The following is a 25486-nucleotide window of genomic DNA, read 5'->3' as shown; positions in this document are numbered from 1 at the left end:
GCTACCCTCGCCTCGCATGGCCCCCGAGGACATCAAGAAGCTCCGGCAGGAGCTTGGCTGCACGGCCCGCGAGCTCGCCGGAGCGCTGGGCATCGAGCAGGAGACGGTGCTCGCCTGGGAGCACGGCGATCTCTTTCCGACGAAGCGCTTCGTCGGGATGATGGAGGAGCTGCGGCGCAAGGGTCCGGAGGCGATCCCCCGCAAGAAGAAGAAGCAGGCGAACGCCTCGCCGCTCCAGGTGCTCGCCGACCCCGAGCTCTGGCGGCTCTTTCGCAAGCTCCTCTCCCACCCGGAGCTGAGGAGCGCGGCGCTGAAGCTGGCGGATGCCTATCCGGATCCGACGGACGCGCCGCCGTCATGAACGGGGGATCGACGCGCTTGAAGGTCAGAGGGCGGTGACGACTCAGTCCTCGTCGTCTTCCTCTTCGTCCTCATCCTCATCCTCGTCGTCGTCGTCGTCGTCCTCGTCCTCGTCCTCGTCCTCTTCGTCGTCGTCCTCTTCGTCCTCGTCGCCGCCTTCCTCGTCCTCTTCGTCGTCGTCCTCGTCGTCCTCGTCCTCGTCCTCGTCCTCTTCGTCGTCGTCCTCGTCCTCGTCGCCCTCTTCGTCGTCGTCCTCGTCGCCCTCTTCGTCCTCGTCCTCCGCGCTGCGCACTTCGTCCTCCTCGAGCTCGCTCGAGGGTCCGACGGCGTCCTGCGCGCCAGGTTCGGCATGCACCCCAGGGACCGGACTCTCCACGCGCACCTCGTCTTCCATCATTGCTTCCATGGCAACCTCTCCCTCCCGCGGCGCTGTAGGCGACACGCCGACGTCTTCCGCTGGCTTCTCTCCTGCGCTGGCGACGCTCGTCCTGATCGTACCTTCCGCGCCGGCGAAGCTCTCCTGTTCCGATGTCACCACCGCCGCGTCCGGCGGCTCTTCGCCGAGCTCACGCTCGTAGGCGCGACGAGATTCGTCGGTCAGCTCGGTGAACTCGCGCAAGGTCGGCAGCTCGCCGAGCGCCTTCAGGCCGAAGAACTCGAGGAACTGCGCCGTCGTTCCGTAGAGCATCGGTCGCCCGGGCTCGTCCTTCTTGCCCAGGATCCTCACGAGATCGCGCTCGAGGAGCGACTTGAGCGCGGCGCCGGAGTCGACGCCGCGGATCTCGTCGATCTCGGGCCGCGTGATCGGCTGCCGGTACGCCACGATCGCGAGCGTCTCGGTCTGGGCGCGCGACATCTTGATCGGCTTCTGCTCGGTCACCTCGCGGACGAACGGCGCGAACGCGGGGCTCGTTCGAAAGACGTACCCGCCGGCGACCTCGTCCAGCCGGAACCCCCGCCCGTCGTACTCCGCGACGAGCTCGGCCAGCAGCTCCCGCACGACGCGGTGCTCTGCGTTCGCCGAGCGCGCGAGCTCGCGGGCCGGCACCGGTCGCTCCGCGACGAAGATGAGCGCCTCCAGGACCCCCTTCAGGTGCTTGCGCGCGACCGCGGACAGCCCCGGCACCTGCGCGGCCGCCGTCGCGCTGCGGGCCGGAGCCGCGGCGCGCCGCGCCGGATCACCGAGCTGGGCCCACGCGACGGCGCGGAAGCGAGCGACAGGATCTTGCCGTGCCGCCCTCGATGCGCGCGGCTCCTTTTTCGCCGCCCGCGGCCGCTTCGCCCCGCCCAGCCACGCGTGCGCCGCCGCCCTCAGCCGCGCTGGCGTGCCGCGTCCGCTCGTCCTGGCCGGCGTGCCCTGCCCCGGTGTCCTCGGCGCGCGCGGCTCCTTCTTCGCCGCCTGCGGCCGCTTCGACCCGACCAGCCACGCGTGCGCCGCCGCCCTCAGCCGCGCCGATGCGCGCTGCGCGCTCGCCCTGGCCGGCGTGCCCTGCCCCGGTGTCCTCGGCGCGCGCGGCTCCTTCTTCGCCGCCTGCGGCCGCTTCGACCCGACCAGCCACGCGTGCGCCGCCGCCCTCAGCCGCGCCGATGCGCTCTGTCCTGCCGTCTTCGAAACGCGCCGCCGCTTCGCCGCGGCATCAGCCACCGTCACGGCCACTCCCTGCGTCTACTTCATCCACCGCAGCCGGCGGCGCCGCGACGTCCTCCGGGGCCGACAGGTCGCGCGTCTCCGCGACAGCATCGCGGCTCGGCTCCTCCAGAGGGGCCAGAGCGGCGCCCGCATCCGCTTCCCTCGCTGGATCGTCGCCTGCGATGTCATGCGCGTTGCCCGTCTCCTCCACCGCCTCGGCGAGCTCCGGGGGCGCGGGCCCGCCGCTCGGATCCACGGATGGCTCGGCCAGCTCAGGCTCCGCCGGCTCGCCGCTCTCGGCTTCCGCTTCCGCGGTCTCGGCAGCCTCGGGCGCCGCCGGCGCGCTGCTCTCGGCTTCCGCTTCCGCTGTCTCGGCAACCTCAAGCTCCGCCGGCTCGCTGCTCTCGGCTTCCGCTTCCGCAGCTTCCGCGGTCTCGGCAGCCTCAGGCTCCGCCGGCTCGCCGCTCTCGGCTTCGGCCTCCGCAGCTTCCGCGGTCTCGGCAGCCTCAATCTCCGCCGGCTCGCCGCCTTCTGCTTCCGCTTCCGCAGCTTCCGCTGCCGCGGCAGCCTCAGGCTCCGCCGGCTCGCCGCCTTCTGCTTCCGCTTCCGCAGCTTCCGCTGCCGCGGCAGCCTCAGGCTCCGCCGGCGCGCCGCTCTCCTCTTCGGCCTCCGCAGCTTCCGCTGCCGCGGCAGCCTCAATCTCCGCCGGCTCGCCGCCTTCTGCTTCCGCTTCCGCAGCTTCCGCTGCCGCGGCAGCCTCAGGCTCCGCCGGCGCGCCGCTCTCCTCTTCGGCCTCCGCAGCTTCCGCAGTCTCGGCCACCTCAGGCTCCGCCGGCGCGCCGCTCTCGGCTTCCGCTTCCGCAGCCTCCGCCACCTCAGGCTCCGCCGGCGCGCCGGCAGGCGGCGCTGCCGCCTCATCGCTCCCGGCCGTCTCGCTCCGCTCCGCCGTCGGCGCGCCGTACTCCGGGTCGAAGTCCACCGGGGGCTCGCCCTCCGCCACCGAGAGCAGGATGTGGATCGGCGCCAGCGAGTCCGTCTGGTGGACCCGGATGAGCCTCAGCTTGCACATCTCGAGCACGGCGAGGAACGTGATCACGACCTCGAAGCGAGGGATGACGCCCCCCTTCGAGACGCTGTCGAGCAGCAGATCCTCGAAGCGCATCGCACGCCGCGCCGAGAGCTTCTCGGTGAGCTCGACGATGCGATCCGTGATGCTGATGCGATCGAAGACGACCTCGTGATCGATCTGGACGTTCGTCCGCTTCAGCACCCGCTCGAAGGCGTCCAGCAGGCCGAAGATCGACGTCGACGCGAACGGCGCCGGGCCCTTCGGCACCTCGCTCTCGCTCATGCCGCGCGTGAACACGTCGCGCCCCAGCGTGCCGCGCTCGGCCAGATCGGCCGCGGCGACCTTGTATTTCTGGTACTCCAGGAGCCGCCGGACGAGCTCGGCGCGCGGATCCTCCTCCTCGCCGGGCATCCCGTCGTCGTCCTGCCCCGCAGGCACGCTCGGCAGCAGCATCTTCGACTTGATGTGCGCCAGCGTCGCCGCCATCACGAGGTACTCGCTCGCGAGGTCGATCGACAGCGAGCGCATGATCTTCAGGTACTCGAGGTACTTCTCCGTGACGAAGCTCACGGGGATGTCGAGGATGTCGAGCTCGTGCTGCTGGATGAGGTGGAGCAGCAGGTCGAGCGGCCCCTCGAACGTGGGGAGCGAGACGACGTACTCGCCCTCGCGCGGCCCCGCGTCCGCCGCCTCGCCGGCCGCCGTGGACGCCTCGGCCACCTCGCGGGGCGGCGTGGGCGCCTCGCGCGCCCGGGAGGCCGCCGCCCCGCGGGAAGCGGGCGCAGGAGCGGCGCCCGCGTTGCCGCGCCCTTTGCCGCCGCGCGCCCTTGCTGCGCCCGCCTTGGAACCGCTCACGCGGCGACCGTAATCGCAAGGCGCCGGTCGGTCCATTCCGGAGCGTGCCCCGGCGCCGCGACGCGCCGAAACGCCGCTCCGTCCGACAATTTATGGCGGGAGCGGTGCTAGCATCAGCGCTGTCGATGAAGCCGTCCCCCGCGAAGAGCTGCCCCTCGTGCGGCGAGCGATACGACGCGGGCGTCCTCTATTGCCCCCGCGACGGCACCCCGCTCGCGAGCTCGCGCAAGAGCCCCGCCTTCGGCGCCGCCGAGCGCGATCCCTACGTCGGCCTCACCCTCGGCGGGCAGATCGAGGTCCGCCACCTCATCGGCATCGGGTCGATGGGCCGCGTCTACCGCGCCTTCCAGGCAGGGATCGAGCGCGACGTGGCCGTCAAGATCCTCCACCGCGAGCTGAGCACCAACGCCGAGCTCGTGAGCCGCTTCCACCGCGAGGCCAAGATCGCGAGCCGCCTCGTCCACCCGAACGTCGTCCAGGTGCTCATGACGGGGAGCGTCCCCGCCACGGCCGACCCCCGGATCGGCGGCGAGCTCTACCTCGTCATGGAGCACCTCGACGGCATCTCGCTCCTCTCCGCGCTCGCCGCGGCGGGCGCGGGCGGCGAGAGCGAGGCGCTCCCGCTCCCGAGGGCGCTCCACATCACCCTCCAGGTCTGCGACGCGGTCGGCGAGGCGCACGCGCAGGGCATCGTCCACCGGGATCTCAAGCCCGAGAACATCATGCTCGTCCGCCGCGGCGAGGATCCGGACTACGTGAAGGTCCTCGACTTCGGCATCGCCCGCCTCGACTGGGCCGACAAGGCGATGACCACCCAGGCCGGGCTCATCTTCGGCACCGCCAAGTACATCTCGCCCGAGGGCGCCGAGGGGCACCGCGTCGGGCCGCCGGCGGACGTCTACTCCATCGCGACGATGCTCTACCAGTGCCTCGCGGGGCGCGCGCCGTTCGAGGGCGACTCGCCGGTCGCGCTGCTCGTCCAGCACACGCACGCCCCGCCGGCGGACCTGCGCAGCATCGCGCGCTCGAGCTACGTGCCCGCGCCGATCGCGCAGCTCGTGATGCAGAACCTCGCGAAGAAGCCCTCGGAGCGCGCCCCCGACGCGCGCGCCCTCGGCCGCGACCTCGCCCTCGCCGTGCGCGCGAGCGGCCTCGATCCCGACGAGATCGCCGCCCAGCCCGGGCTCCTGCGCGCCAGCGCGGTCATGAAGCTCGCCTCGAAATCGCGCACCAAATCGCTCGACCTCTCCCCGGCGCTCGCCGCCCAGATCGGCGGCATCCCCGCGCCCACGCTGGAGAGCGCGCACATCAGCGATCTCGGGTCGCTCCCCCCGCACGCCGCGGTCGACCGCTACGGTGACCTGTCGGCGCATGGCCCCGAGGAGGAGCGATCCTCCTCGCCGAGGTCGAGCGGCGTGGAGCGCTCCTCCTTCGGCAGCGCGGAGCGCTCGTCGAGACCCAGCGGCGCGGAGCGCCCCTCCTTCGGCAGCGGAGAGCACGCCTCCTTCCGCAGCGGAGAGCACTCCGCCTCCGGCGCCGCGGAGCGCGCCTCGTTCGGCAGCGGAGAGCACGCCTCCTTCGGCGCCGCGGAGCGCGCCTCCTTCGGCAGCGGAGAGCACTCCGCCTTCCGCAGCGCAGAGCGCCCGTCGGGGGCCAGCGGCGCGGAGCGCTCCTCCTTCGGCAGCGCAGAGCGCGCGTCGAGACCCAGCGGCGCAGCGCCCGGCGGCGCCTCGGCGCCCTCCTGGTCCACCCCCTTGCCCGAACATCCCGCGCGGACGGCGATCGGCCTCGGCATCGAGCCCTCGCGCGACTCCGCGCCGGCGCCGTCGACCATGCACGGCGTCGAGTCCGCCGCGCGGCCGCTCCCGCGCCGCGCCGTGATCGCCCGCGCCGCCGCCCTGCTCGCGTGCGCCGGCGCGCTGGGGCTCGTCGTGTTCCTCGGCGGGCGGCACCTCGGCGCGTTCGGCGGGCCGGCCGCGATCGACTCGCTGGACGCGCACATCGAGCGCGCGCGCGACTGCATGGGCAGGCACGCGTGGGACGCCCCCCCCGGCGAGAACGTGAAGGACATCCTCTCGCAGGCGCTCGCGCGCTGGCCGAGGGACCCGCGGCTCGTCGCGCTCCGGCGCGAGTCGTCCGAGCGCATCGTCACCGACGCCCTCGGGCGCAAGTATGCCGGCGACAGGGCCGGCGCGATCCGGCTGGCGAAGCTCGCCGTCGAGCTGCACCCGGAGCTCACCACCGCCCAGCACCTCGTCCTCGAGCTCTCGAGCGGCCCGCCCGGCGCCCCCCCGGAGCCACCCCCGCAGGTCTCCCCCGAGAGCTCGGCGGCCCCGGCCGCAGGCCCCGACCGCAGGCCGCCGCGCCGGCCCGCGCCGCCCGAGGCCCGCGGCGCGACCCCCGGCGCCGCCGCTGGCCAGCCGCCCGCGCCCAGGGGCGCGCCTGCCACGCCGACGCCGGCGCCCAGGAACGCGCCGGCGCCGCCCGGGGACGCGGGCTCGCCCAGGAGCGGCGCCGCCTCGCCGCCGGCCAGCGCCGCCACCCCCGCGCCCGCCCTGCCCCCCTCGCCGCCGCCGTTGCCCACGGAGTCCCTGTCGCCGCTCCCCTCCTCGACGGGTCCGTGGCTATAATCCATCGAAGGTGAATCCAGGCCGTTCGTACCCCACGTCGCGAGCGCCCACCAACGATCGCGCTGGGGAGGGCGACCGTGCGTCACCGCGCCGCGAGAGAGCCCGACCCGCGTGCGGCGCCGCGTGCGGCGCGGCGGTCGCGGTGCTCCTCATCGCGGCCCCCGGTCGCGCCGACGAGAGCAGGGCCGCCCGCCGGGCCGCCGCCGCGCGCGAGCTGGACCGCCCCTACACCATGGTCGAGGTGAGCGGCGGCGTGATGACGCTCCCCGGCGCCGACGTCTGCCCCGTCTCGCTGTCCCCGGACACGTGCGAGCAGGGCGAGACGAGCGTCTCGTTGGGCATCCACAACCTCTACCGCTGGGGCGACATCGGCTTCGGCGCGGGCATCTTCTGGGCCGCGACGCTGAGCACCGAGGCCGCGCGCGGCGCGCCCGAGCTCGAGCGCGATCACGCGCGCCGCTACTTCATGCTCGACGGGGTGTTTCGCTACTACGGCATCCGCACGGAGACGTGGGAGTGGTGGGGGGGCGCGACGCTCGGCGGCGTCGTCGTCAACGACTCCTGGTCGGTCGAGGCCGACCGCGACCCGTACTCGGACACCGCCTACGTCGGGCCCAGGGCCGCGACGATCGGCACCGAGGGCGTCGCCGTGGGCCTCGCGATCGGCGGCGAGTGGACCTTCGCCGACAACTGGAGCTTCGGGAGCCACATCCGCTACTCGAGCTGGTTCCTCCCGGAGCAGCGCAAGGTCTCGCCGACAGGCGATCGCGCCTCGCTCTCCGAGCGCGTCGACATGTTCAACATCGGCGTCCTGATCGCCTACCGCGTCGCGCTCTGACGCCGCGCGCGCCGCGACGGACGCGCGCCACGCGACCACCGCGGATCGCGCGGTTCGCGACGACCGGGCGGCCAGGGAACGGCCGCCGCCCGCGCGCGGCGCCGGAGCGCGGCAGTTGACGCGACATCGCCAGGTCTGTACGCCTCCTCGGCCGTTCCACCCAGCGAGGAGCCCCCGATGCCGCTGAATCTCTCGAAGGTCGGCCACACGACCCAGCCCAGCGCCTTCACCTTCACCTGGAAGACCCTGGCCACCTACGCGCTCGGCATCGGCGCCCGGCGCGACGAGCTCGAGTACCTCTACGAGGGCACGCCGGGCGGCATGAAGGTCTACCCGACGTTCGGCGTCATCCCGACCCAGGGCACGGTGTTCGAGGCGCTCGAGGTGGCTGGCGCCGAGCTGCCGCTCATCGTGCACGGCGGGCAGACGCTGCGGGTGCACCGCCCGCTCCCGACGAGCGGGACGCTGTTCACGACCGCCACCCTGTCGGGCATCTACGACCTCAAGAAGTTCGCGCAGGTGATCGTCGAGACGAAGACGACGCTCGAGGGCGAGCCGCTCTTCGACACGGTGTGGTCGATCATCGTGCGCGGCGTCGGCGGCTTCGGCGGGCCGCGCCCGCCGCACGCCGAGTCGGAGGCCCCCGTGCCGAAGAACCGCGAGCCCGACTGGGAGGTCGAGCAGGCGACCTCGCCCGAGCAGGCGCTGCTCTACCGGCTCTCGGGCGACGAGAACCCGCTCCACGCCGACCCCGAGGTCGCCGCGAAGGCGAGCTTCGCCCAGGGGCCCATCCTGCACGGCCTCTGCACGTTCGGCTTCGCGGCGCGCGCGATCATCCAGAAGGCGGCCGGCGGCGACGCGAGCAAGCTGCGGGCCTACGGCGCGCAGTTCCGCAAGCCGGTGTGGCCCGGCGACACGCTCGTCACGCGCGGCTACGCGCTGGACGGCGGCAAGGTCGCGGTGGTCACGTCGGTCAAGGAGCGGCCCGACCCGGTGCTCACGAGCGCCTGGGCGGAGATCGGCTGACGGCCGGCGCGGCTGCGTGCTAAGGCCCGAGGCCCGGATCAGGGAAGCGATATGAGCAAGAAGACCGAGAAGGACAGGGCCAGGGACGACGAGGACCTCGAGGACGAGGACGGGTCGACCGACGAGGACAACGACGACGACGGGGAGGAGGAGGCGAAGGCCACCGCGGTCCACGGCCGCGACGACGACGACGACGACGGCGCCGAGCCGGAAGATCCGTACTGGTGGACGCCGCACGCGGTGCTCAGCGCGCTCGTGCTGATCGGGCTCCTCGGCTTCTTCGGCATGTTCAACAAGACGCCGCTCTCTCGCCTCGCGGCCCCTGTCGCTCCGGCGCCGGACGAGCACGAGCACGCCGCCGCGTCGCCCGCGCCCCCGCCGACTCCGACGCCCCGCCCGGCGCAGTCAGCGCAGGCGCCGCGGGAGATGTTCGGCGCGAAGCACCTGCTCGTCATGTACAAGGGGAGCCGCCGCGCGCCCCCGACCATCGAGCGCACGAAGGAAGAGGCCCAGGCCCGCGCGACCGAGGCCATGAAGAAGGCCAAGGCCGACCCGAGCAAGTTCGCGGACATCGTGAAGGAGTACTCGGACGAGCCGGGCGCGGACAAGCGGGGCGGCGACCTCGGCAAGTTCCCGAAGGGCGCGATGGTCCCGGAGTTCCAGGCGGGCCTCGAGACGATCAAGGTCGGCGAGGTGAGCGACCTCGTCGAGACGCCGTTCGGCTTCCACGTCATCCTCCGCACGCAGTGATCGCACGGCGCCTCGCGGCGCGCGCCCGGTGACCGGCGTCCGGTGACCTCGCGGCGCACCGAAGCGCCGCCGCGCGCCCCCGGCGCTCCGCGCGTCCCCCGCGGCGCAGGCGCCGGCGCGGCGACGTTCCGCCGCGCCGCCCCTCTCTCCCCTGGACAGCGACCGCGGCGCTCAGGGCGCCGGCGCGGTGACGAGCTTCTTCAGCCGCGCCGACTTCTCTTCCTTGGTCAGCGTCACCTTGGCGTGCTCGTCGGCGGTCATGCCGCTGCGGAGCACGCGGGCCTCGTCGCCGACGCCGTAGACGGTCTTGTCGGCGCGCGCGAAGATCCACTCGGTGGCGGGGCCGTCGCCCTCCTTGTGCATCAGGCGCACCGCGCCGTCGCCGATGCCCTTCTCCCGGGATGCGCCCGGCTGCTTCGCGAGGGTCGACAGCACGTCCTTGGCCTGGTCGACGTCGCCGCGCACGACCGAGAGCACCCGGTAGCGCTTGTCGACCTCCTTGTAGTAGCCGAACGCGCCTGGCCCCGCGCCGTCGACGCCGAGCACGTCCTTCGTCTCGTAGCGGATCCCGAGCGGGATCATGTTGTCCTTGGGCAGCGTCGCCGCGGCCGGGGGCAGCGTCGCCTCGCCAGGCAGCTTCGCGCCCATCTCCTTCACGAGCCCGGGAAGGACCTTCTCGCTCGACGACTTGAGCGCCGCCTCGGCGAGCGCCTCGTCGTTGTACGTGATCTCGGCGAGGTACTGCCCGCGCCAGAGGTACGCGTTGCCGACCCCCATCGCGGCCGCGCCGCCGCCCTCGATGGGGCGCGGCGTCGCCTCGTCGGCGGGGTCGCCGTCGCCCACGGTGCGCTTCGTGAACATCCCGTAGGCGCCCTCGGTCGACCCGAACTTCGAGAGGTGGACGTCGACGGTCGCGGAGCCGCCGGCGCCGCTCACGTAGCGCGCCTCGACCACCCGCCGCACGCCGAATCCCTTGTAGATCTCGCACTCGCCGTCGAACATGTCGCAGATGCTGTCGAGCGGCAGGGGCGCCGATTCTCCGAACGTCTTCTCGGCGCCGTTCGGGTCGAGGCAGAACCCACCGATCGTGCGCGGGAAGAACGGCGCGCTCGCCGCGTCGCTGATCGTCCCCCCTCCGCCCGAGCACGCCGCCGGCTTGGCGGCCGGCGCAGGCGGGGGCGGCGCGCCCATGCGCTCCTCCTCCTTCTTGCCGCAGCCCACGACCAGCGCGGCCGTGAGCGCCCCGGCGAGCAGCACGCCGAGCGTGCTCCACGCGGGAGACGCGCTGTGGGCCAACAGGACTCTCGATGAACACCTTTCCGGCGGGAATCGCATGGCCCGTCCGCCTTGCACCTTTTTTCATAGCGCCGCAATCGTTAGCGCCCGCCGCGCGGTTCTTTGAGAGATTCCCCATGAAATTCCACAACTTGGCGCGAATCGGACAGGGCACGCGGCTTGCCTTTGCCCGGCATTCGGTGCGTTCTTCCTCCTGGTCGCGACCTGCGCTTGGCGATCCCGGCGGCCCTCGGGCCTGCTCTCCGACGTGGCGCGCGTCGCGCGCGCGGCGCCGGCGCGCGCGCGGCTTCACCCTCCCGGAGCTGCTCGCGGTGGTCGTCCTCATCGGGATCCTCGCGGCCGCGGCGTCGCCGAGCTTCGTCAACGGCATGCGCGATCGCCGCGTCAACCGCACCGCCATGGAGATCAGCGGCATCTACCGCCTCGCGCGCCACCAGGCGATGGGCCGCGGGACGGCGGTCCTCGTGCGGTGGACGGCCTCGACCGGCGAGTTCGAGGTGCGGCAGGCCCGCGTGGAGCCCATCGGCCCGGACGCGATGCTCTCGAAGAACTGCAAGGACGTGGGCAACTGGATCGATCCCGCCGAGACCGAGCCGGTCACGCGGTTCAACGTCACGGGCATCGAGCTCGCCGCGGTGGAGCTCCGCGACCCGACCGACCCCGATGGCGTCGTGCGCGATACCGCCGACGTCTGCTTCACCCCGCGCGGGCGGACCTTCGTCCGCTACGACCTCGGCGCCGAGCTCGTGCCGCTCCTCGGCGCGATCCGCGTCAACGTGACCAACACCGGGACCGGGCTCCTGCGATCGGTCTTCGTCCCGCCGAACGGCGTCGCGAGGCTCGGCCTGTGAGCGCGGCGCGAACAGGGCGGCCGGCGAGCCGCGGCTACACGCTCATCGAGGTCATGGCGGCGCTCGGCGTGCTCGCGATCGGCGCCACGGGGGTGCTCGCGCTGCAGAAGGCGACGCTCATCAGCAACACGAACGCGCGCAACATCGCGATCGCCAACAACATCGCCATGACCTGGGCGGAGCGGCTGCGGGTGGACGCGCTCCAGTGGAACGATCCCAACCGGGTCCCGGACCGTGACAGCGACACCGACTGGCTCAGCCTCATGACCATCGCCCCGTTCCCGGAGAAGCTGACGCCGACGCTGATCCCCGCGCTCGGGGCGCCGAGCGCCGACGTGTTCGGGACCGACATCTACGCGGGCGACGCGTCGCAGCCCGCGTTCTGCACGCACGTCCGCTTCGGCCAGTTCACCGACGCCACGTCGGGCGCGCGGCGCTGGCCGACCCTCATCCGGGCGGAGATCCGCGTCATCTGGGAGCGGAGCGGCAACCCGATCGACTGCGCGGTGGCCCCGGTCGTCGTCGACGCGGAGCCGGAGCGCTTCGGCGCGGTCTACGTCACGACGGCCGTCCGCCGGAACACGACCGAGGAGTGACAGCGATGCGAGAACGACGCACCTCCGCCGCGCGGGCGCGCGCTTCAGGACAGCGAGGCTTCACGCTCGTGGAGCTGCTCGTCGCCATGGCCGCCGGTCTCATCGTGTCGCTGGCGGCCTTCCTGCTGTCGAAGAACGCGACCCGCTTCTTCCAGAACGAGGCGCGGGCCTCCGCCTCGCACCTCGGCGCGACGATCGGGCTGAACCGGCTCGCCGCAGACCTGCAGCGCGCCGCCTACCTGTCGACCGGCAACATCCAGGTCACGGCAGACGCCCAGCGCTGCGGCGCTCCGCCGGTCGCGCCGACCGGCCTCAGGCTCCTCGCGGGCGTCGCGATCCAGCGCCAGGGGTCTGTGTTCCTCCACCCTTCGGAGCTCGGCCAGAGCATCGTCAACGGCATGTGGCCGGACGCGATCGTCATCGGCGGCAGCTTGAACAGCACCGAGGTGTTCGAGGCGCGCGTCGTCAACGACGGCGGCACCTGGTACGCGCTGCTCCTCGACAGCGCCGCCTCGCGGCGCACGAGCGAGCGCGCGCAAGGCGGCGCCGAGAACCTGAGCGGGATCTTCCAGGCGGGGCGCATCCTGCGGATCAGCCGCCCGAATCAGCCGCACCTGTATGCCGTCATCGACCGCATGGAGCCAGGGAACCTCGTTTACCTCAAGTCCCCTCCCGGGGTGACGACGCGGGAGGTCGAGCCCGATTGCGGCCTGCCCCTCAGCGGCGCGCACGCGTGGGTGAGCGTCATCTCCCGCGTCCGCTACGACATCCGGAGCCTCGTCGGAAAGTCGACGTCCTATCGCTCGCTCGTGGCGCCCATCAGCCCGGCGCTCACCGGCGACAACGGGCGCACCGAGCTCGTGCGGGTCGAGCTCGACGACGAGGATCAGGAGAAGCCAGAGACGCTCGAGCTCATCGCGGAGTACGCCGTCGACCTCAAGTTCGGGATCTCCGCCGTGCAGGCGGACAAGGCCCAGCAGAGGACGAACCCGCAGATCACGCGCTATCCGATCACCGCGACCGACAACGCGAACGTGTACACCATCGCCGCCGCGAACAACCAGCCTGGCGCCAGGCCGGAGGACGTGCGGTCGGTCCAGATCCGGCTCTCGACCCGCACCCGGGCGCCCGACCGCGACGTCGGCTTCCCCGTGGGCACCGACGGCCGCAGGCTCAGGTTCCTGATCCCCGGCATCGTCGCCGGGGTCAACACACCGGCAGACACGGTGCCGGCGGGCGCCTCTCCGGTGTTCGCCCGGATGCGCACGCTCTACGCCGATGTCGCGCTCCCGAACCAGGCAGAACCGAGATGAAGAACGCAAGCATCGCCCGGTCCCTCCGGCGCTCCCGCGAGCGGGGCGCCGCCGTGTTCATCGTCGTGCTGGTCATCACGATGCTCACCGCCATCGGCCTGTTCGCGGCCCACGCCGCCACGCTGTCGACCATCGCCAGCGGCCATGCGCGCCGGATGACGCAGACGCACTACCTCACGGAGTACGCGATGCAGCTCGCGCTGGCCGAGATCGAGGAGAAAGGCGGCCTGAACGGCGGGTTCGTCAGGGGGGAGAACTGCCTCGGCACCCCCATCGAATGCTGGACGATCAACTCGAGAGAGCTCCAGCAGCGCGCGGCGGAAGATCTGCTGGAGTCCGACGCGCCCGGCGCGCCAGGGAGCCTCGGCCGCAAGGACCTCCGGTGGAGCTTCAAGGTGGAGATGACGGACAGGATATCGCCCGCGCTCGGGAAGCACGAAGGCTCCTCGGTGGAAGGTGAGTATTGCACGGTCGCCATGAACGGGCGGCTCGTCGCCTGGCCCGACCCGGGCAACCCGGTCGGTGAAGACGAAGTCCTCGCCACGGCGGGCAGCCAGGAAGCGCTGTCCCTCGTGGCCCATGTCCTCTGCAAGTGAACGCGACGAACCGGAGCGCACGATGCGAAACCTGACGAAGGTGCTTGTCACGATGGGCTCCGCGGCGACGGTCGGCCTCCTCGCCCCGCGCGCGCGCGGGCAGGCCATGGATGTCGAGCCGCCGCTCCCCAACGTCCTCCTGCTCGTCGACACGTCGGGATCGATGGAGAAGACGGTGGCGGGCGGCGAGCCGGACTGCAACCCGCTCAACGCCCCTTCCAGCGAGGCCCTGAAGAGCCGCTGGGCGAAGCTCGTCGAGTCGCTCACCGGGCCGATCACGGACTTCTCGTGCTACGCGCAGCCCCGCACGAGCTCCGAGTTCGTCGACGAGTTCAGCCTCGGCACGGAGCCGCCCTACGACAGGAACTACTATATCCCGTTCCATCGCATGCTCTCCCGCGGCTGCACCAAGGGCCCTGGTGCGGACTACAACTCGCTGCGAGAGCACCCCTTCGACGACGCGACCCAGCCCTGCGCGCCAGGGATGGGGTGGGAACAAGCCACCTCCGGGCTGCTCGACGTCTACGGCGACAGGATCCGGTTCTCGCTCATGACGTTCGACACGCTCCCCGACGCGAGGACCGGGCTCAGCGCCGGCACGCCCGATCCCGTGGGCGGCATGGCGGGGATGTGGAGCTACTTCCTCGAGTTCCAGAGCGGCGCAGGGTACCCGGCGCGGGGCAACCCGCCCGACTGCGCCGTCGAGGACATGGAGGTCGGCGCCAAGAACCCGGCCGCGCCGCTGTGGGAGGGGCCGCTCGTCCCGTTCCCGTCCTACACGGCGGACATCACCGAGGTCCGCGCGACGAACCAGCGCATCCAGGACGCGCTGATCGCGACGCGCCCTTACGGCGCGACGCCGCTCGCCGGGATGCTGACCGACGCGCGCGACTACATCCTCAACGAGGCCTCGACCTGGCAAACCCGGCCGCTCGGCCCGCGCGACGATCCGTACATCAGCGGCGGCTGCCGCAAGACCTCGATCGTGCTCATCTCCGACGGCGAGCCCAACCTCGACCTGCGCCCGACGTGCGCGCAGGGGCCGGGCCCCGGCCCGGAAGGGACGGGCTGCCCCTACGAGGAGCCGCACGTCGTCGCGCACTCGCTCAACACCCACGTGAACCCGAACCGGCGCGTGCGGACCTATACCGTCGGGTTCGGCCTCACCACCCAGGCGCGGCAGGAGCTCAACGATCCGACCTTCAACTGCGCGACGATCTCGAGCAGCGACTTCCTGCCCGGCGGGCGCTGCGACAGCGCCTCGAACGCGCTCAAGGCGTGCTGCACGCTGGCGCGCATCGCGATCGAGGGCGGGACGGACCGCGGCTATTTCCCGGACGACGCCAACGAGCTCTCCGCGGTGATGTCGCAGATCTTCGCGCGCATCGCCTCGAACTCGACGAGCCGAACCATCCCCGTCTTCGCCAACGCGGTCACGACCGCGGACACCGGCAGCGACGCCGCGGGCGTCGCCTACCAGTTCGGCTCGTCGTTCAGCCCGCCGCCGGACGGCTCGATGTGGAGCGGCAACCTCGAGCGCAAGCGCTTCGTCTGCGAGGCGGTGAACGGCGTGATGACGACGCAGCTCGAGGACGTCGACCCCGGCAAGGGCGACGACTTCGCGGCCAACGTCAACTCGAACGACTTCTCGCGGCCCCGGAGGTTCTTCACCGTGATCGGCGACGCCGACGCCGCGCAGAACATCTGGTCGCAGCGGAGCATCCGCCCCGCGACCGTGGCCGCGGACGGCCTCGGGAGCTACACGGGCTCGGTGACCGGCGGCGGCGCGCCGGCGCCGGCCTCCTTGTTCGCGAACGAGCTCTCCCAGGCGGCGCGCGCGCTCAACCTCGATCCCGGCGCGGGCACCGTCCCCCCGCAGTGCTCTGGCGGGCTGCGGGTGACCACCGCCGAGCAGTGCGCCGAGCGCCTCGTCGCGTGGGAGATCGGCGAGCCGATGCCCCCGGACGTCCCGTCCCGCGACGGCAACGAGCTCGGCAGCATCTACCACTCGACCCCCGTCATCGTGGGGCCGCCGCGCGACACCATCCCCGACGAGTCCTACAGGCTCTTCGCGGAGCACCCGGATCGGGCGAACCGGCCGCTCGTGCTCTACACCGCCACGACCGACGGGCAGCTCCACGCCTTCCAGGTGACGGCGGCGACCGCGGCCGACCCGCTCAAGGTCGATCGCGTCCAGAACAACGAGCTCTGGTCGTTCCTGCCGCCCCAAGTGCTCCCGCGGCTCCTCCAGACGTTCAACCAGCAATCCATCCTGCTCGACGGCGCGCCCGTCGTGAAGAACGTCGTCTTCGAGCGCACGGGCGCGCAGGCGGCCGCCGGCTCGTCGACCTGGAACACCGTGCTGGTCGCCGGCGGCGGCGGGGGCGGCGGCTTCTACTACGCGCTCGACATCACGAACCCGCGGGAGCCGCGGTTCCTCTGGCAGCTCTCCACGGACGACAGCGGCAACGACCTGTTCGGCGAGACGACGCCGACGCCGGCGATCGCGACCGTGACGCTCGAGGCAGGCAGCGGGTTCCGGGAGGTCGCGGTCGCCATCCTGCCCGGCGGCTCGGCCCCGCTCGACCCGAACCAGAGCGCGTGCCCCCGCAAGAGCGCGACGCACCCGTACTTCCAGCCGACGGGCAGCCTGTCGGTCCGCGACTCGGTCCGGTGCTGGGGCACCGCGAGCACCAACGGCCAGGTCGGCCCGGCGCGCTCGCTCACGATCGTCCGGCTCGACACCGGCGAGGTGCTCCGCACGTTCCGGGGCCACGCCGACGAGGGGCCGGCCGGGCTCACCTCTCGGACCGAGGTGGTCGACTTCGACTCGCCGATCACCGGCGTGCCCGTGCCGTTCCCGTCGGGCGTCGGCGAGGTCGCGGAGCGCATCTACGTCGGCGACGCCGACGGCACGCTCTGGCACGTCCGCCTGGCGAGCCCCAACCCGGACAACTGGACGGTGAGCCTCGCCTGGGACGCGTACTCGTTCGAGAGCGACACCGCGGCGAGCAGCCAGCCGATCCAGACGACGCCGGTCGTGAGCACCGATCCGCTCGGCAACACGGTCGTCCTGTTCTCCACCGGCGATCAGGAGGCGTTCACCGCGGGCACCGTCGAGACGCGGGCCTGGTCGATCACCGAGCGGCCCGCCAACAACGGCCTCCGCTTCACCGAGAACTGGGTCGTCCCCTTCACGAACGGCAAGCGCGTGACCGGGCCGATCTCCCTCTTCAACGGCTGCGCGTACTTCTCGACGTTCACGCCCGCCGCGCCCGGGACCTACGCGTGCGCGGACGGGTTCGGCTCGATCTGGGGCGTCGACTACCTGCTCGGCCAGGCGGGGAACCCGGCCGCGTACCCGAACGCTTGCCTCGTGATCGATCCGCTGGCGCCCCCGCAGCACTTCGAGGATCAGGCGCCGGGCACGGTCGTCTTCGGCGTGGCCGTCACCCAGAAGCCGACGTGCATCGAGACGGAGACCTACTCCGATCCGTACTTCGGCGCGCAGACCGTCGTCAGCCAGTCGAGCCCGCCCGAGTACCAGCTCGTGTTCCACACCGGCGCCGCGGGCCAGGAGGACGCCCAGGGGGCCGAGACGCGCACGAGCACGAGGTCGCTGCAGGCGCCGCGCAGGATCGTTAAGATCGACTCGTGGGCGACGATCATCGAATGAAGCGCGCCGGCCTGCCGCGCGGCGCCGCGGCGCTCGCCGCGTGCGTCGCGTGCGCCTGCGCCGCGCTCGCCTGCCGCAGCGACGCGGGCGCGCCGGCGCCGGCGCCGCCGTCGAGCGAGGCCCCGGCGCCGAGGCCGCCGGTCGACCAGGCGCTGCCGGGCGAGCTCGCCGAGGGCGTCGAGCAGGCGTTCGGGTTGCCCATCCCGCGGCGCATGAAGGTGCGCGCGCGCTTCCCCGACGCGGTCTTCGCGGTCGGGGAAATCCCGGCCGAGCGGGTGGCGAACTACGTGCGCACGCGCGTGCTCGCGGGCAACGTCGAGACGGGACCGGCGAAGACGATCTTCTCGCGCGCGACCGTGAAGAGCGCGCCTCAGCGGACGATCCGGATCGAGGTGGTCTCTCGCGCGCACGTCTCGGAGCTCGTCGTCCGCGACGAGACGCGGCCGCCCCCGGAGCGGGGCCTGTCCGTCGAGGAGCGCTGGCGCCGCAACGGGCTCACGCCGGACGGCAAGGTGCTCGATCCCACCCGCCTCGAGTGAGCGCGACGGCGACGCGCCGCGCGGGCGGCGGGCTCGGCGTCCGGCGCCGCGAGACGAGCCCGCGCCAGTCGACATCCTCGACCTTTCGAAGTAGATCGCGCCCGTGTCGACCAAGCCGCTCCCCACCGCTCCGCTCCGAAGGACCCCGCTCTACGACGAGCACATCAAGCTCGGCGGCCGCATGGTCCCGTTCGCCGGCTGGGAAATGCCGGTCCAGTACAAAGGCGTGACCGAGGAGCACCGGGCCGTGCGCACCGCCGCCGGGCTCTTCGACGTCTCGCACATGGGCGAGATGATCCTGAGCGGCGAGCACGCCGGGCAGGTGGTCGATTACCTCGTCACGAACGACGTCAAGAAGCTGGAGGACGGTCACGCGCTCTACACGTGCGCGTGCAACGAGGCCGGCACGATCCTCGATGATCTCATCGTTTACCGGATCGACGCGCGGCAGTGGCTCATCGTCTGCAACGCGTCGAACCGCGACAAGATCGCCGCCCACCTCCGGAGCGCGGCGCAGAACCACTGCAGCTTCGAGGACGCCTCGGACCGCACCGCGATGATGGCGCTCCAGGGGCCGCGGGCGCTCGACATCGCCGCGCTCGCGGGCGGCGACGGCGCGGCGCTGCGCGAGCTCCCGTCGTTCCACTTCCGCGACGCGACGATCGCGGGCGTCCGCTGCACCGTCGCCCGCACCGGCTACACCGGCGAGGACGGCATCGAGATCTTTTGCTCCCCCTCCGACGCGCAGCGGCTCTGGCGCGCGCTGGTCGAGCTCGGCGGCCCGCTCGGCCTCGAGGCGACGGGCCTCGGCGCGCGCGACACGCTCCGCCTGGAGGCGCGCCTGTCGCTCTACGGCAACGACATCGACGAGACGACGAACCCGATCGAGGCGGGGCTCGGCTGGGTGGTGAAGCTCGACAAGGGCGACTTCGTGGGGCGCGCCGCGCTCCAGCGCGTCAAGGAGGAGGGGCCCTCGCGCAAGCTGATCGGCTTCGAGATGGTGGGGCGCGGCATCGCGCGCCACGGCTACCCGCTCCTCGACGCCGGCGGCGCGAAGGTCGGCGTCTGCACGAGCGGCAGCCCCGGTCCGACGGTCGGCAAGAGCATCGGGCTCGGCTACCTGCCGGCGCCGATGGCCACCGTCGGGACCACGTTCCAGGTCGACTGCCGCGGGCGGTCGGTCGAGGCGGTCGTGGTCAAGACCCCATTCTACAAGCGGGCCTGACCCGCGCGCGCGGCGGCGATCGCGCCGTCGCGCGAGGGTCGGCCGAGCGGCGGCGCGAGACGACCAGAGACCCAGGTTGGCAAAGGGAGAAGAAGTCACATGGCGAGCGATGATGTCCGAACGGACCGGCGGTACACGAAGGACCACGAGTGGGCCAGGCAGGAGAACGACCAGGTCGTCATCGGGATCACCGCCTTCGCGGTCGATCAGCTCGGCGACATCACGCTGGTCAACCTCGACGTGAAGCCCGGCGACACGATCACCGCGGGCAAGGCCTTCGGGACGATCGAGAGCGTCAAGACGCTGAGCGACCTGTTCGCGCCGGTGAGCGGCAAGGTCGCGCGCGTGAACTCCGACCTCGAGAACCGCCCGGAGCTCGTGAACGAGGACTGCTACGGCAAGGCATGGATGATCGAGGTCACGCTCTCGGACCAGGGCGAGCTCGGCGCGCTCCTGGAGCCCGCCGCGTACGCTGAGCTCCTGAAGACCGCGGCGCACTGAGCGCCGCGCGCCTTCGTCACACTTCCCGCATCACCCTTCCCGCTGCACAAGACCATGCGCTACCTGCCCCACACGCCCGAGGAAATCAGCGAGATGCTGCAGGCCGTCGGCCTGTCGTCGCTCGAGGAGCTCTACAGCGCGATCCCGAAGGAGGCGCGCCTCACGCGCCCGCTCTCGATGGATCCGCCCCTGGATGAGGCCTCGCTCATGAGGCACCTCGAGGAGCTCGCGCAGAAGAACCGCGCCGGGCGGATGCTCTCGTTCCTGGGAGCCGGCGCCTACGAGCACCATTTCCCGCCGGCGGCCGATCAGCTCCTGCTCCGCAGCGAGTTCTACACCGCCTACACGCCGTACCAGCCGGAGGTCTCCCAGGGCACGCTCCAGGTGATCTTCGAGTTCCAGACGATCGTGAGCGAGATCCTGGGGCTGCCGGTCGCGAACGCGTCGATGTACGACGGCGCGAGCGCGCTGGCGGAGGCGGTGCTGATGGCGCGCCGCCTGACGGGGCGCGAGCGCACGGTGCTGTCCGGGGGCGTGCACCCGGACTATTTCGGCACGGTCGAGACGTACGTGCACGGCATCGGGACCGGCAAGGCGTCCCTGGTCCGCGTGGACGTCGGCGACGACGGCACGGCGGACGTGGACGCGCTGACGCGGGCGATCGACGAGACCACGGCCTGCGTGGTGGTCGGCTACCCGAATTTCTTCGGGGTGGTCGGCGACATCCGGCGGGTGGCCGAGGCGTGCCACCAGAAGGGCGCGCTGCTGATCACGGTCACGCTCGATCCGTACGCGCTCGCGCTGCTCGAGTCGCCGGGCGCGCTCGGCGCGGACATCGCGGTGGCGGAGGGCCAGCCGCTCGGGCTGCCGCCGCAGTACGGCGGGCCCAACGTCGGGCTGTTCGCGTGCCGGAACGACCGCAAGTACCTGCAGCAGGTGCCGGGCAGGCTGGTGGGCGAGACGGTCGACAAGCACGGGACGCGCGGGTACGTGCTGACGCTCGCGACGCGCGAGCAGCACATCCGGCGCGAGCGCGCGACGAGCAACATCTGCACGAACAGCGGGCTGTGCGCGACGGCGGTCACGATGCGGATGTGCATGCTGGGCAAGCGCGGGTTCGTGGAGGCGGCGAGGCAGTGCCTCGCGAAGACCGAGCACCTCAAGCGGGAGATCGCGCGGCTCGACGGGTACGCGCTGCCGATGGCGGCGCCGACGTTCCACGAGTTCGTCGTCAAGGTCCGCGGGGGGGACGCGGGGAAGCTCACGCGGGCGCTGGCCGAGCAGGGGATCATCGCGGGGCTCGATCTCGGGCGGATCGATCCGCGGCGGAGGGACGAGATCCTCGTCGCGGTGACGGAGCGGCATAGCCGCGCGGACCTCGACCGGCTCGTGGGAGCGCTGGCGGGGTTCACGCCCTGAACTGACGCGGGGGGCGGCGGTTGTGCCGAGCCGCCCGGCCCCCTACCGCCTCCTTCGTGGGCGTACTCGCGCGGCCGAGGCCGGCTCAGCGCGAGGCGACGTCGCGGCCTTGCGCGGGGAACGGGTTCGGCCAGAGCGGCAGGAGCGACTGGCGGTAGACGGTGAGGCGCAGCACGTCGATGCCCGCGATGGCGCCGAACGACATGGCGTTGTCGGTGCCGTAGCTGCCCTGGAGCGACAGGCTGATGCCGAGCGGGCCACCCAGCGTGAGCGCGCCGGCCAGGCCGGTGGAGCCGGGGCCCCAGAACCGATGGTAACCGCCCACGTCGAGGGCGAGACCCAGCGGGCCGGACTGGAAGCCGCGGGTCGCGACGCGGGCGAGCAACGCGAGATCGATCCCGCTGTCGAGGAGCGGCGTCGCGCGCATCAGGCCGCCGACGATGACGGGCGCGTCGGGGGTGGTGCCGACGCCGACGTCGAGCGACAGCGCGCCGTCGTAGACGAGATCGCTGTCCCCCTGCTTCCAGCCGACAGCGCCGGCGCCGAAGAAGGACCACGCGGAGGTGTCCGCGCGCGAGGGCGATGACCAGGCAAGCGGGGCGAGCAAACCCGCGAGGGCGACGAGAATGGCGATCGGCGAGCGCACGCGGAGCGAGCTACCACGAAGCGCCGAGCGGGGATAGGTCGGCGCGCGGTCGGCGCGCGGTCAACGTGCGGTCAGCGTACGATGCCCCGCCGCTCGACGATCCGACGCGCCACGAGGGCCGCCACCTCGGGGTCGAAGAGGAGCGTGTTGTGCCCGCGCGCCTCCATCACGCGGACCTCGCCGCCAGGCAGCGCATGCGCGATGGGCGAGCGGACCAGCGTGTCAGCGCCCGCGATGATCGACAGGTGCGGGACGCTCGACCGCGCCGTCCCGAGGAGGACGCGCCGGAGGACCGGGCTCGACGCGTCGAGATCGCGCGCGCCGCCGAAGCCGAGCAGCGCAGCGCGGGGGATGCCGCCGAAGGGGCTCGCCATCGAGATGGTCTGCACGACCCGCGGGTCGCCGACCTCCTGGGCGAAGAAGCGGCACACGATGCCGCCCATGCTGTGGCCGACGAGGTGCAAGCGCACGCCGTCCGGGAGCGTCGAGACCAGGGTCGCGAGGCGCGCGGACAGCGCCTCGACGCCGGGCCCGGGCGCGTACGACATCGTCGCGGTGTGGACCGACCACGCCGGAGGCTCGGCCCGCGGCGAGCCCGGCCGGCCAGGAGACCGGGACGCGCGCGACACGGAAGCGTGACGCTCGATCGCCGTCCGCAACGGCCGGAGGACGCCGGCCGACGCGAACAGCCCGTGCAGGATGATGACGACATCGTCGCCGTCGCGCGCGCCGGCAGGGACCACCGGCGCGAGGGTGTCGTAGGGCAAGAGGACCGCCTGCCTCGCGAACGAGGCCACCTCCCTGCCGGTCGACGCGAAGGCCGCCGCACGCAACCACTTCACCACGCGGTGGCTCTTACCACGGTTCCGTCGCGCGACGTCCTCGCGCCCTCCCGACGCGCTGTGTCGCGGGCGGTGCGGCGGTCAAGGCGCGGAGACCGCGACGGGGACGGAGGCCCGGCGGCCCCGGGCGCAGCATCGCGCGGCGCGGCGCGGCGCAGCTCGGGCGATCACGGCCTCAGCAGCCAGACATGGAAGCTGCGGAACGTGCCCTGAAGCGAGCGGATCCGGACGATCTCTCCCGGCGCGACCCCGCGCAAGGGCACCCGGATCTCGGACCAGCGGTCCGCCGGGCGCTCGGGCACCTCGACGCGCACCTCGCCCTCGGCCGCGCGCCCCACCGCGACGCCGAGCGCGATCGGGCCGCCCCCGTCGGTGCGCAGCGCGAGCACGGCAGGGCCGCGGGCGACCGGCCCGATCGCGAACGACTGCTCGCGCCCCTCCGGGATCAGCCTGCCCGCGTCGAACCGCGCCGCGCCGCCCGCATCGGCCTCGCCGTCCCGCAGCACCGCGCCGATCACCCACCCGCCGCGCGGCGTCGAGAAGGCGTAGCGGTGCGCCCGCTCGTCGACCAGGTCCGCGATGTCCACCTCGTCGATCGCCCCGCCGCGGCGCTCCCCCGGCGGGGCGAGCGCCGACCAGTCCGCCTCGTAGATCACCTTCTCGTCCGCGGCGCACATCACGTTGTCGTCGATCTTCACCGCGTCGACGCGCCTGCCGAAGACGTCCGCGAGCCCGCCCCACCAGGAAGGGTACAGCGCGAAGACGTCAGGCCGATCGGCGGCGTCGAGCCGCTCGATGAGCTCGACCACGGCAGGCACCCCGTGCACCGAGGCCCGCGCGAACGGCATCCCCCTGTAGCCGCCGAGCCCGAGCCCGTCGATGGCCGGGATCCCCGAGAGGTACGGGATCGCGCCCGCGTCGCCGAGGAGCACCCGCCGCGGCCGCGGCGCGCGCGCGGCGAGCCGCCGCGCGACCTCGACGTGCTGCCCGGCGATGTTCGCCGAGGCGCGGGCGAAATGGTCGATCTGCCGCGCGAACGACGCGGACGGCGCGGCGAGGGCCGCGAGCGCGAGCGCCGCGGCGACCCCCGCCGCGAGCCGGCCCCGCCGCGCGAGCGCCTCGGTCCCGAGGGCCGCGGCGACGAGCAGCATCGCGAGCGCCGGGGCCGCGTAGCGGAGGTTCTGGTAACGCGCGGTCGCGTTGAGCGCGACGAGCAGCAGCGAGCCGTAGGCGCCGATGAGGAGCGGCACGGCGAGGCGCCGCGAGCGCCGGTCGAGCGCCGCGACGAGGCCGAGCAGCGGCAGGAGGAGCGCGAAGGACGGGCCGCCGAGCGCGCCCTCCAGCGCCTGCACCCGCAGCGCGGCGAGGTTCTTGATCACCTCCGCCGCCTTCTCGAGCGGCGCGGTGTACGGGTCCGAGAGGATGAGCTTGCGCACGGCCCCCGCGGCGCCCCACTCCCCCGTGAACGCGCGGTTCGCGGCGGCGTGCGCGCCGAGCAGCAGCGCGGTGGGCAGGGACGCGCGCGCGAGCGCCGCGGCCGCGCTGAGCGAGCCCGCCCCGTGGGCCACCGCGACGGCGAGCGGCGCCGCGAGCGCCACGGCCTCGGGGCGCGTCGCGACGAGCAGCGCGGCGAGGAGCCCCGCGCGGCGCTGCTCGGCCGGGCGGCGCGCCGGCGGGGCGAGCTCCGCGCGCCGCGCCGCGACGAGCGCGCGGCCCAGCACGGCGCCGAGCAGCGCGACCTCCATGCCGGAGAACCAGCTCCAGTCGAGCAGCGGCACCGCCACGACGAAGAGCGGCGCGACCCAGCCGACCCAGCGCGACGAGGCGGCGCCAGGGCCGCGCGGCTCGAGGAGCCGCCGGAGCGAGCGGCAGAGGTCGAGGAGCGCAGCGCACGCGATCAGGGCGGCGAAGAGGCCGAGCCAGGGGCCCCGGAAGCCGAGCAGGTACCCGGGCGCGAGGACGAGCGGGTACGTCAGGCTGGTGCCGCCGGACGAGTAGCCGTTGCCCGGTATCCACGAGAGCGGGTGGCCCAGGGCCGCGGCGCGGGCGAACCCGAAGTGGATGTAGACGTCGTCGAGCGGCGCCGGCCAGACGCCGCCCGTCCTGGCCAGCGCGGGGCCGTAGAACGCCGCGGCGGCGCCGAGGACGGGGAGCGCGGCGCTCGCGTGCCACAAGAGCAGCCTGGTCCGCGGCGGGCGCCTCACGGCCCGGCGGTACCACGAAGGGGGCCGGGACGGCGCGCGGATTCTGGTTAGACTGCGGGCCATGGTGCTCAGAGCTGTGGTGGACGAATCGGTGGACGCCGCCCACTGGGAGGCCGTCGAGGAGGCGGCCGAGCTCCTGCAAGAGGAGCAGTTCCAGGCGGCGCTCGTCGCGCTGCGCGACGTGATCAAGACCTCGCCGTCGAACCCGTACGCGTACAACCTGCTGGGTCACGCGCTCTACGAGCTCGACCAGCTCGAGCCGGCGCGCGACGCCTACCGCGCCTCGGTGCGGATCGCGCCGAGCTTCCTCGGGGCGCGGGTGGCGCTGTCGCACACGCTCCGGCGGCTCGGCGACGCCGACGGGGCGATCGCGCAGGCGAAGGAGGCGCTCCGCCGCTTCCCGAAGGACGGCGAGGCGATGCACGCGATGGGGCTCGCCTACGCGGCCCGCGGCAACCGCGCGCTCGCCCGCAAGCACCTCCAGGGCTTCCTCGACGCGGGCCCGGAGGTCGAGGCGGCGATGGAGGTACGCCAGATCCTCGAGATGCTCGGCGTCGGCGACGACGACGAGCCGCTCCAGTTCGAGTAGCCTCCTGCCGGCGCGGGCGACGCGCGCGGCGTTCG

At 73.0% G+C, this 25486-nt stretch carries 22 protein-coding genes; 16 read left to right on the top strand and 6 right to left on the bottom strand.

Going from position 1 to position 25486, the window contains the following annotated elements:
* Positions 1-16 precede the first annotated feature (16 nt).
* Positions 17-361 (top strand): helix-turn-helix domain-containing protein, encoded by a 345-nt coding sequence (locus tag WME76_RS06225; RefSeq protein WP_437959272.1) that lies wholly within the window; start codon positions 17-19, stop codon positions 359-361.
* Positions 362-403: 42 nt separating this feature from the next.
* Here WME76_RS06225 and scpB read toward each other — a convergent pair whose 3' ends face one another.
* Together scpB and WME76_RS06215 are read right to left on the bottom strand one after the other, a co-directional pair.
* The gene (scpB, locus tag WME76_RS06220; protein ID WP_437959271.1) at positions 404-2011 is read right to left on the bottom strand and encodes an SMC-Scp complex subunit ScpB; all 1608 of its coding nucleotides are present in this window, start codon (positions 2009-2011) and stop codon (positions 404-406) included.
* The gene (locus WME76_RS06215) at positions 1998-3629 is read right to left on the bottom strand and encodes a segregation and condensation protein A (protein ID WP_437962080.1); all 1632 of its coding nucleotides are present in this window, start codon (positions 3627-3629) and stop codon (positions 1998-2000) included. Before WME76_RS06215 ends, scpB begins: the two co-directional genes overlap by 14 nt.
* Here WME76_RS06215 and WME76_RS06210 point away from each other — a divergent pair.
* From WME76_RS06210 to WME76_RS06190, 5 genes are all read left to right on the top strand, one after another.
* Positions 3520-3927, top strand: a complete 408-nt coding sequence (locus tag WME76_RS06210) for a hypothetical protein (protein WP_437962249.1) — start codon at positions 3520-3522, stop codon at positions 3925-3927. The two genes, WME76_RS06215 and WME76_RS06210, sit on opposite strands and share 110 nt — an antisense overlap.
* 112 nt (positions 3928-4039) lie before the next feature.
* Positions 4040-6544, top strand: coding sequence for a protein kinase domain-containing protein (locus WME76_RS06205; RefSeq protein ID WP_437959270.1), 2505 nt, complete (start codon positions 4040-4042; stop codon positions 6542-6544).
* Between the two features lie 142 nt (positions 6545-6686).
* Entirely contained in the window at positions 6687-7382 is a 696-nt protein-coding gene (locus WME76_RS06200; protein WP_437959269.1) for a hypothetical protein, read from the top strand.
* Between the two features lie 177 nt (positions 7383-7559).
* Entirely contained in the window at positions 7560-8408 is an 849-nt protein-coding gene (locus WME76_RS06195; RefSeq protein WP_437289945.1) for a MaoC/PaaZ C-terminal domain-containing protein, read from the top strand.
* A gap of 51 nt (positions 8409-8459) precedes the next feature.
* Positions 8460-9158, top strand: a complete 699-nt coding sequence (locus WME76_RS06190; RefSeq protein ID WP_437289944.1) for a peptidylprolyl isomerase — start codon at positions 8460-8462, stop codon at positions 9156-9158.
* A gap of 171 nt (positions 9159-9329) precedes the next feature.
* Here WME76_RS06190 and WME76_RS06185 read toward each other — a convergent pair whose 3' ends face one another.
* A complete protein-coding gene (locus WME76_RS06185; protein WP_437959268.1) occupies positions 9330-10454 on the bottom strand; it encodes a DUF6599 family protein in 1125 nt (374 codons plus the stop codon).
* 11 nt (positions 10455-10465) lie between these two features.
* Here WME76_RS06185 and WME76_RS06180 point away from each other — a divergent pair, with 11 nt between their 5' ends.
* The 9 genes from WME76_RS06180 (at position 10466) to gcvPA (ending at position 21170) form a co-directional block, all read left to right on the top strand.
* Positions 10466-11305 carry a pilus assembly FimT family protein gene (locus tag WME76_RS06180; RefSeq protein WP_437959267.1) on the top strand — a complete coding sequence of 280 codons (840 nt, stop codon included), beginning with the start codon at positions 10466-10468 and terminating at the stop codon, positions 11303-11305.
* Positions 11302-11901 carry a type IV pilus modification PilV family protein gene (locus WME76_RS06175; RefSeq protein ID WP_437959266.1) on the top strand — a complete coding sequence of 200 codons (600 nt, stop codon included), beginning with the start codon at positions 11302-11304 and terminating at the stop codon, positions 11899-11901. Before WME76_RS06180 ends, WME76_RS06175 begins: the two co-directional genes overlap by 4 nt.
* A 5-nt stretch (positions 11902-11906) precedes the next feature.
* Complete coding sequence (locus WME76_RS06170; RefSeq protein ID WP_437959265.1) at positions 11907-13214, top strand: PilW family protein; 1308 nt, start codon at positions 11907-11909, stop codon at positions 13212-13214.
* Positions 13211-13810, top strand: a complete 600-nt coding sequence (locus WME76_RS06165; protein WP_437959264.1) for a hypothetical protein — start codon at positions 13211-13213, stop codon at positions 13808-13810. The genes WME76_RS06170 and WME76_RS06165 overlap by 4 nt, the downstream gene beginning before the upstream one ends.
* A 22-nt stretch (positions 13811-13832) precedes the next feature.
* On the top strand, positions 13833-17486 hold the full coding sequence (locus tag WME76_RS06160; protein WP_437959263.1) for a hypothetical protein: 3654 nt from the start codon (positions 13833-13835) through the stop codon (positions 17484-17486).
* Positions 17483-18025 (top strand): hypothetical protein, encoded by a 543-nt coding sequence (locus WME76_RS06155; RefSeq protein WP_437959262.1) that lies wholly within the window; start codon positions 17483-17485, stop codon positions 18023-18025. Before WME76_RS06160 ends, WME76_RS06155 begins: the two co-directional genes overlap by 4 nt.
* A gap of 103 nt (positions 18026-18128) precedes the next feature.
* Positions 18129-19250: a glycine cleavage system aminomethyltransferase GcvT gene (gene gcvT, locus WME76_RS06150; protein WP_437959261.1), complete on the top strand. Its 1122-nt coding sequence runs from the start codon at positions 18129-18131 to the stop codon at positions 19248-19250.
* Between the two features lie 99 nt (positions 19251-19349).
* Complete coding sequence (gene gcvH / locus WME76_RS06145; RefSeq protein ID WP_437959260.1) at positions 19350-19751, top strand: glycine cleavage system protein GcvH; 402 nt, start codon at positions 19350-19352, stop codon at positions 19749-19751.
* Positions 19752-19805: 54 nt separating this feature from the next.
* Complete coding sequence (gene gcvPA, locus WME76_RS06140) at positions 19806-21170, top strand: aminomethyl-transferring glycine dehydrogenase subunit GcvPA (RefSeq protein WP_437959259.1); 1365 nt, start codon at positions 19806-19808, stop codon at positions 21168-21170.
* Between the two features lie 85 nt (positions 21171-21255).
* Here gcvPA and WME76_RS06135 read toward each other — a convergent pair whose 3' ends face one another.
* The 3 genes from WME76_RS06135 to WME76_RS06125 all read right to left on the bottom strand — a co-directional run bounded on the left by WME76_RS06135 (position 21256) and on the right by WME76_RS06125 (position 24832).
* Positions 21256-21816: a hypothetical protein gene (locus WME76_RS06135; RefSeq protein WP_437959258.1), complete on the bottom strand. Its 561-nt coding sequence runs from the start codon at positions 21814-21816 to the stop codon at positions 21256-21258.
* A gap of 71 nt (positions 21817-21887) precedes the next feature.
* Positions 21888-22658, bottom strand: a complete 771-nt coding sequence (locus tag WME76_RS06130; RefSeq protein ID WP_437959257.1) for an esterase/lipase family protein — start codon at positions 22656-22658, stop codon at positions 21888-21890.
* 167 nt (positions 22659-22825) lie between these two features.
* On the bottom strand, positions 22826-24832 hold the full coding sequence (locus tag WME76_RS06125; protein ID WP_437959256.1) for a hypothetical protein: 2007 nt from the start codon (positions 24830-24832) through the stop codon (positions 22826-22828).
* A 91-nt stretch (positions 24833-24923) separates the two neighbouring features.
* On the opposite strand from WME76_RS06125, the gene WME76_RS06120 reads away from it, so the two are divergent.
* The gene (locus WME76_RS06120) at positions 24924-25451 is read left to right on the top strand and encodes a tetratricopeptide repeat protein (protein WP_437959255.1); all 528 of its coding nucleotides are present in this window, start codon (positions 24924-24926) and stop codon (positions 25449-25451) included.
* Positions 25452-25486 lie beyond the last annotated feature (35 nt).

Origin of the sequence: Sorangium sp. So ce119 (genome assembly GCF_051524405.1) — a bacterium.
Taxonomy (GTDB): Bacteria; Myxococcota_A; Polyangia; order Polyangiales; family Polyangiaceae; genus Sorangium; species Sorangium cellulosum_G.
The sequence above is the reverse complement of the archived record's forward strand: the minus strand, read 5'-3'. Positions and strand labels throughout refer to the sequence as shown.

Excerpts from the sequence above, each read along its gene's own strand:
- gcvH (WP_437959260.1), top strand. The coding sequence starts at position 19,350 with ATGGCGAGCGATGATGTCCGAACGGACCGGCGGTACACGAAGGACCAC.
- WME76_RS06225 (WP_437959272.1), top strand. The coding sequence starts at position 17 with ATGGCCCCCGAGGACATCAAGAAGCTCCGGCAGGAGCTTGGCTGCACG.
- WME76_RS06170 (WP_437959265.1), top strand. The coding sequence starts at position 11,907 with ATGCGAGAACGACGCACCTCCGCCGCGCGGGCGCGCGCTTCAGGACAG.
- WME76_RS06205 (WP_437959270.1), top strand. The coding sequence starts at position 4,040 with ATGAAGCCGTCCCCCGCGAAGAGCTGCCCCTCGTGCGGCGAGCGATAC.
- WME76_RS06120 (WP_437959255.1), top strand. The coding sequence starts at position 24,924 with ATGGTGCTCAGAGCTGTGGTGGACGAATCGGTGGACGCCGCCCACTGG.
- gcvPA (WP_437959259.1), top strand. The coding sequence starts at position 19,806 with ATGCGCTACCTGCCCCACACGCCCGAGGAAATCAGCGAGATGCTGCAG.
- WME76_RS06155 (WP_437959262.1), top strand. The coding sequence starts at position 17,483 with ATGAAGCGCGCCGGCCTGCCGCGCGGCGCCGCGGCGCTCGCCGCGTGC.
- WME76_RS06195 (WP_437289945.1), top strand. The coding sequence starts at position 7,560 with ATGCCGCTGAATCTCTCGAAGGTCGGCCACACGACCCAGCCCAGCGCC.
- WME76_RS06165 (WP_437959264.1), top strand. The coding sequence starts at position 13,211 with ATGAAGAACGCAAGCATCGCCCGGTCCCTCCGGCGCTCCCGCGAGCGG.
- WME76_RS06190 (WP_437289944.1), top strand. The coding sequence starts at position 8,460 with ATGAGCAAGAAGACCGAGAAGGACAGGGCCAGGGACGACGAGGACCTC.
- WME76_RS06180 (WP_437959267.1), top strand. The coding sequence starts at position 10,466 with ATGAACACCTTTCCGGCGGGAATCGCATGGCCCGTCCGCCTTGCACCT.
- WME76_RS06160 (WP_437959263.1), top strand. The coding sequence starts at position 13,833 with ATGCGAAACCTGACGAAGGTGCTTGTCACGATGGGCTCCGCGGCGACG.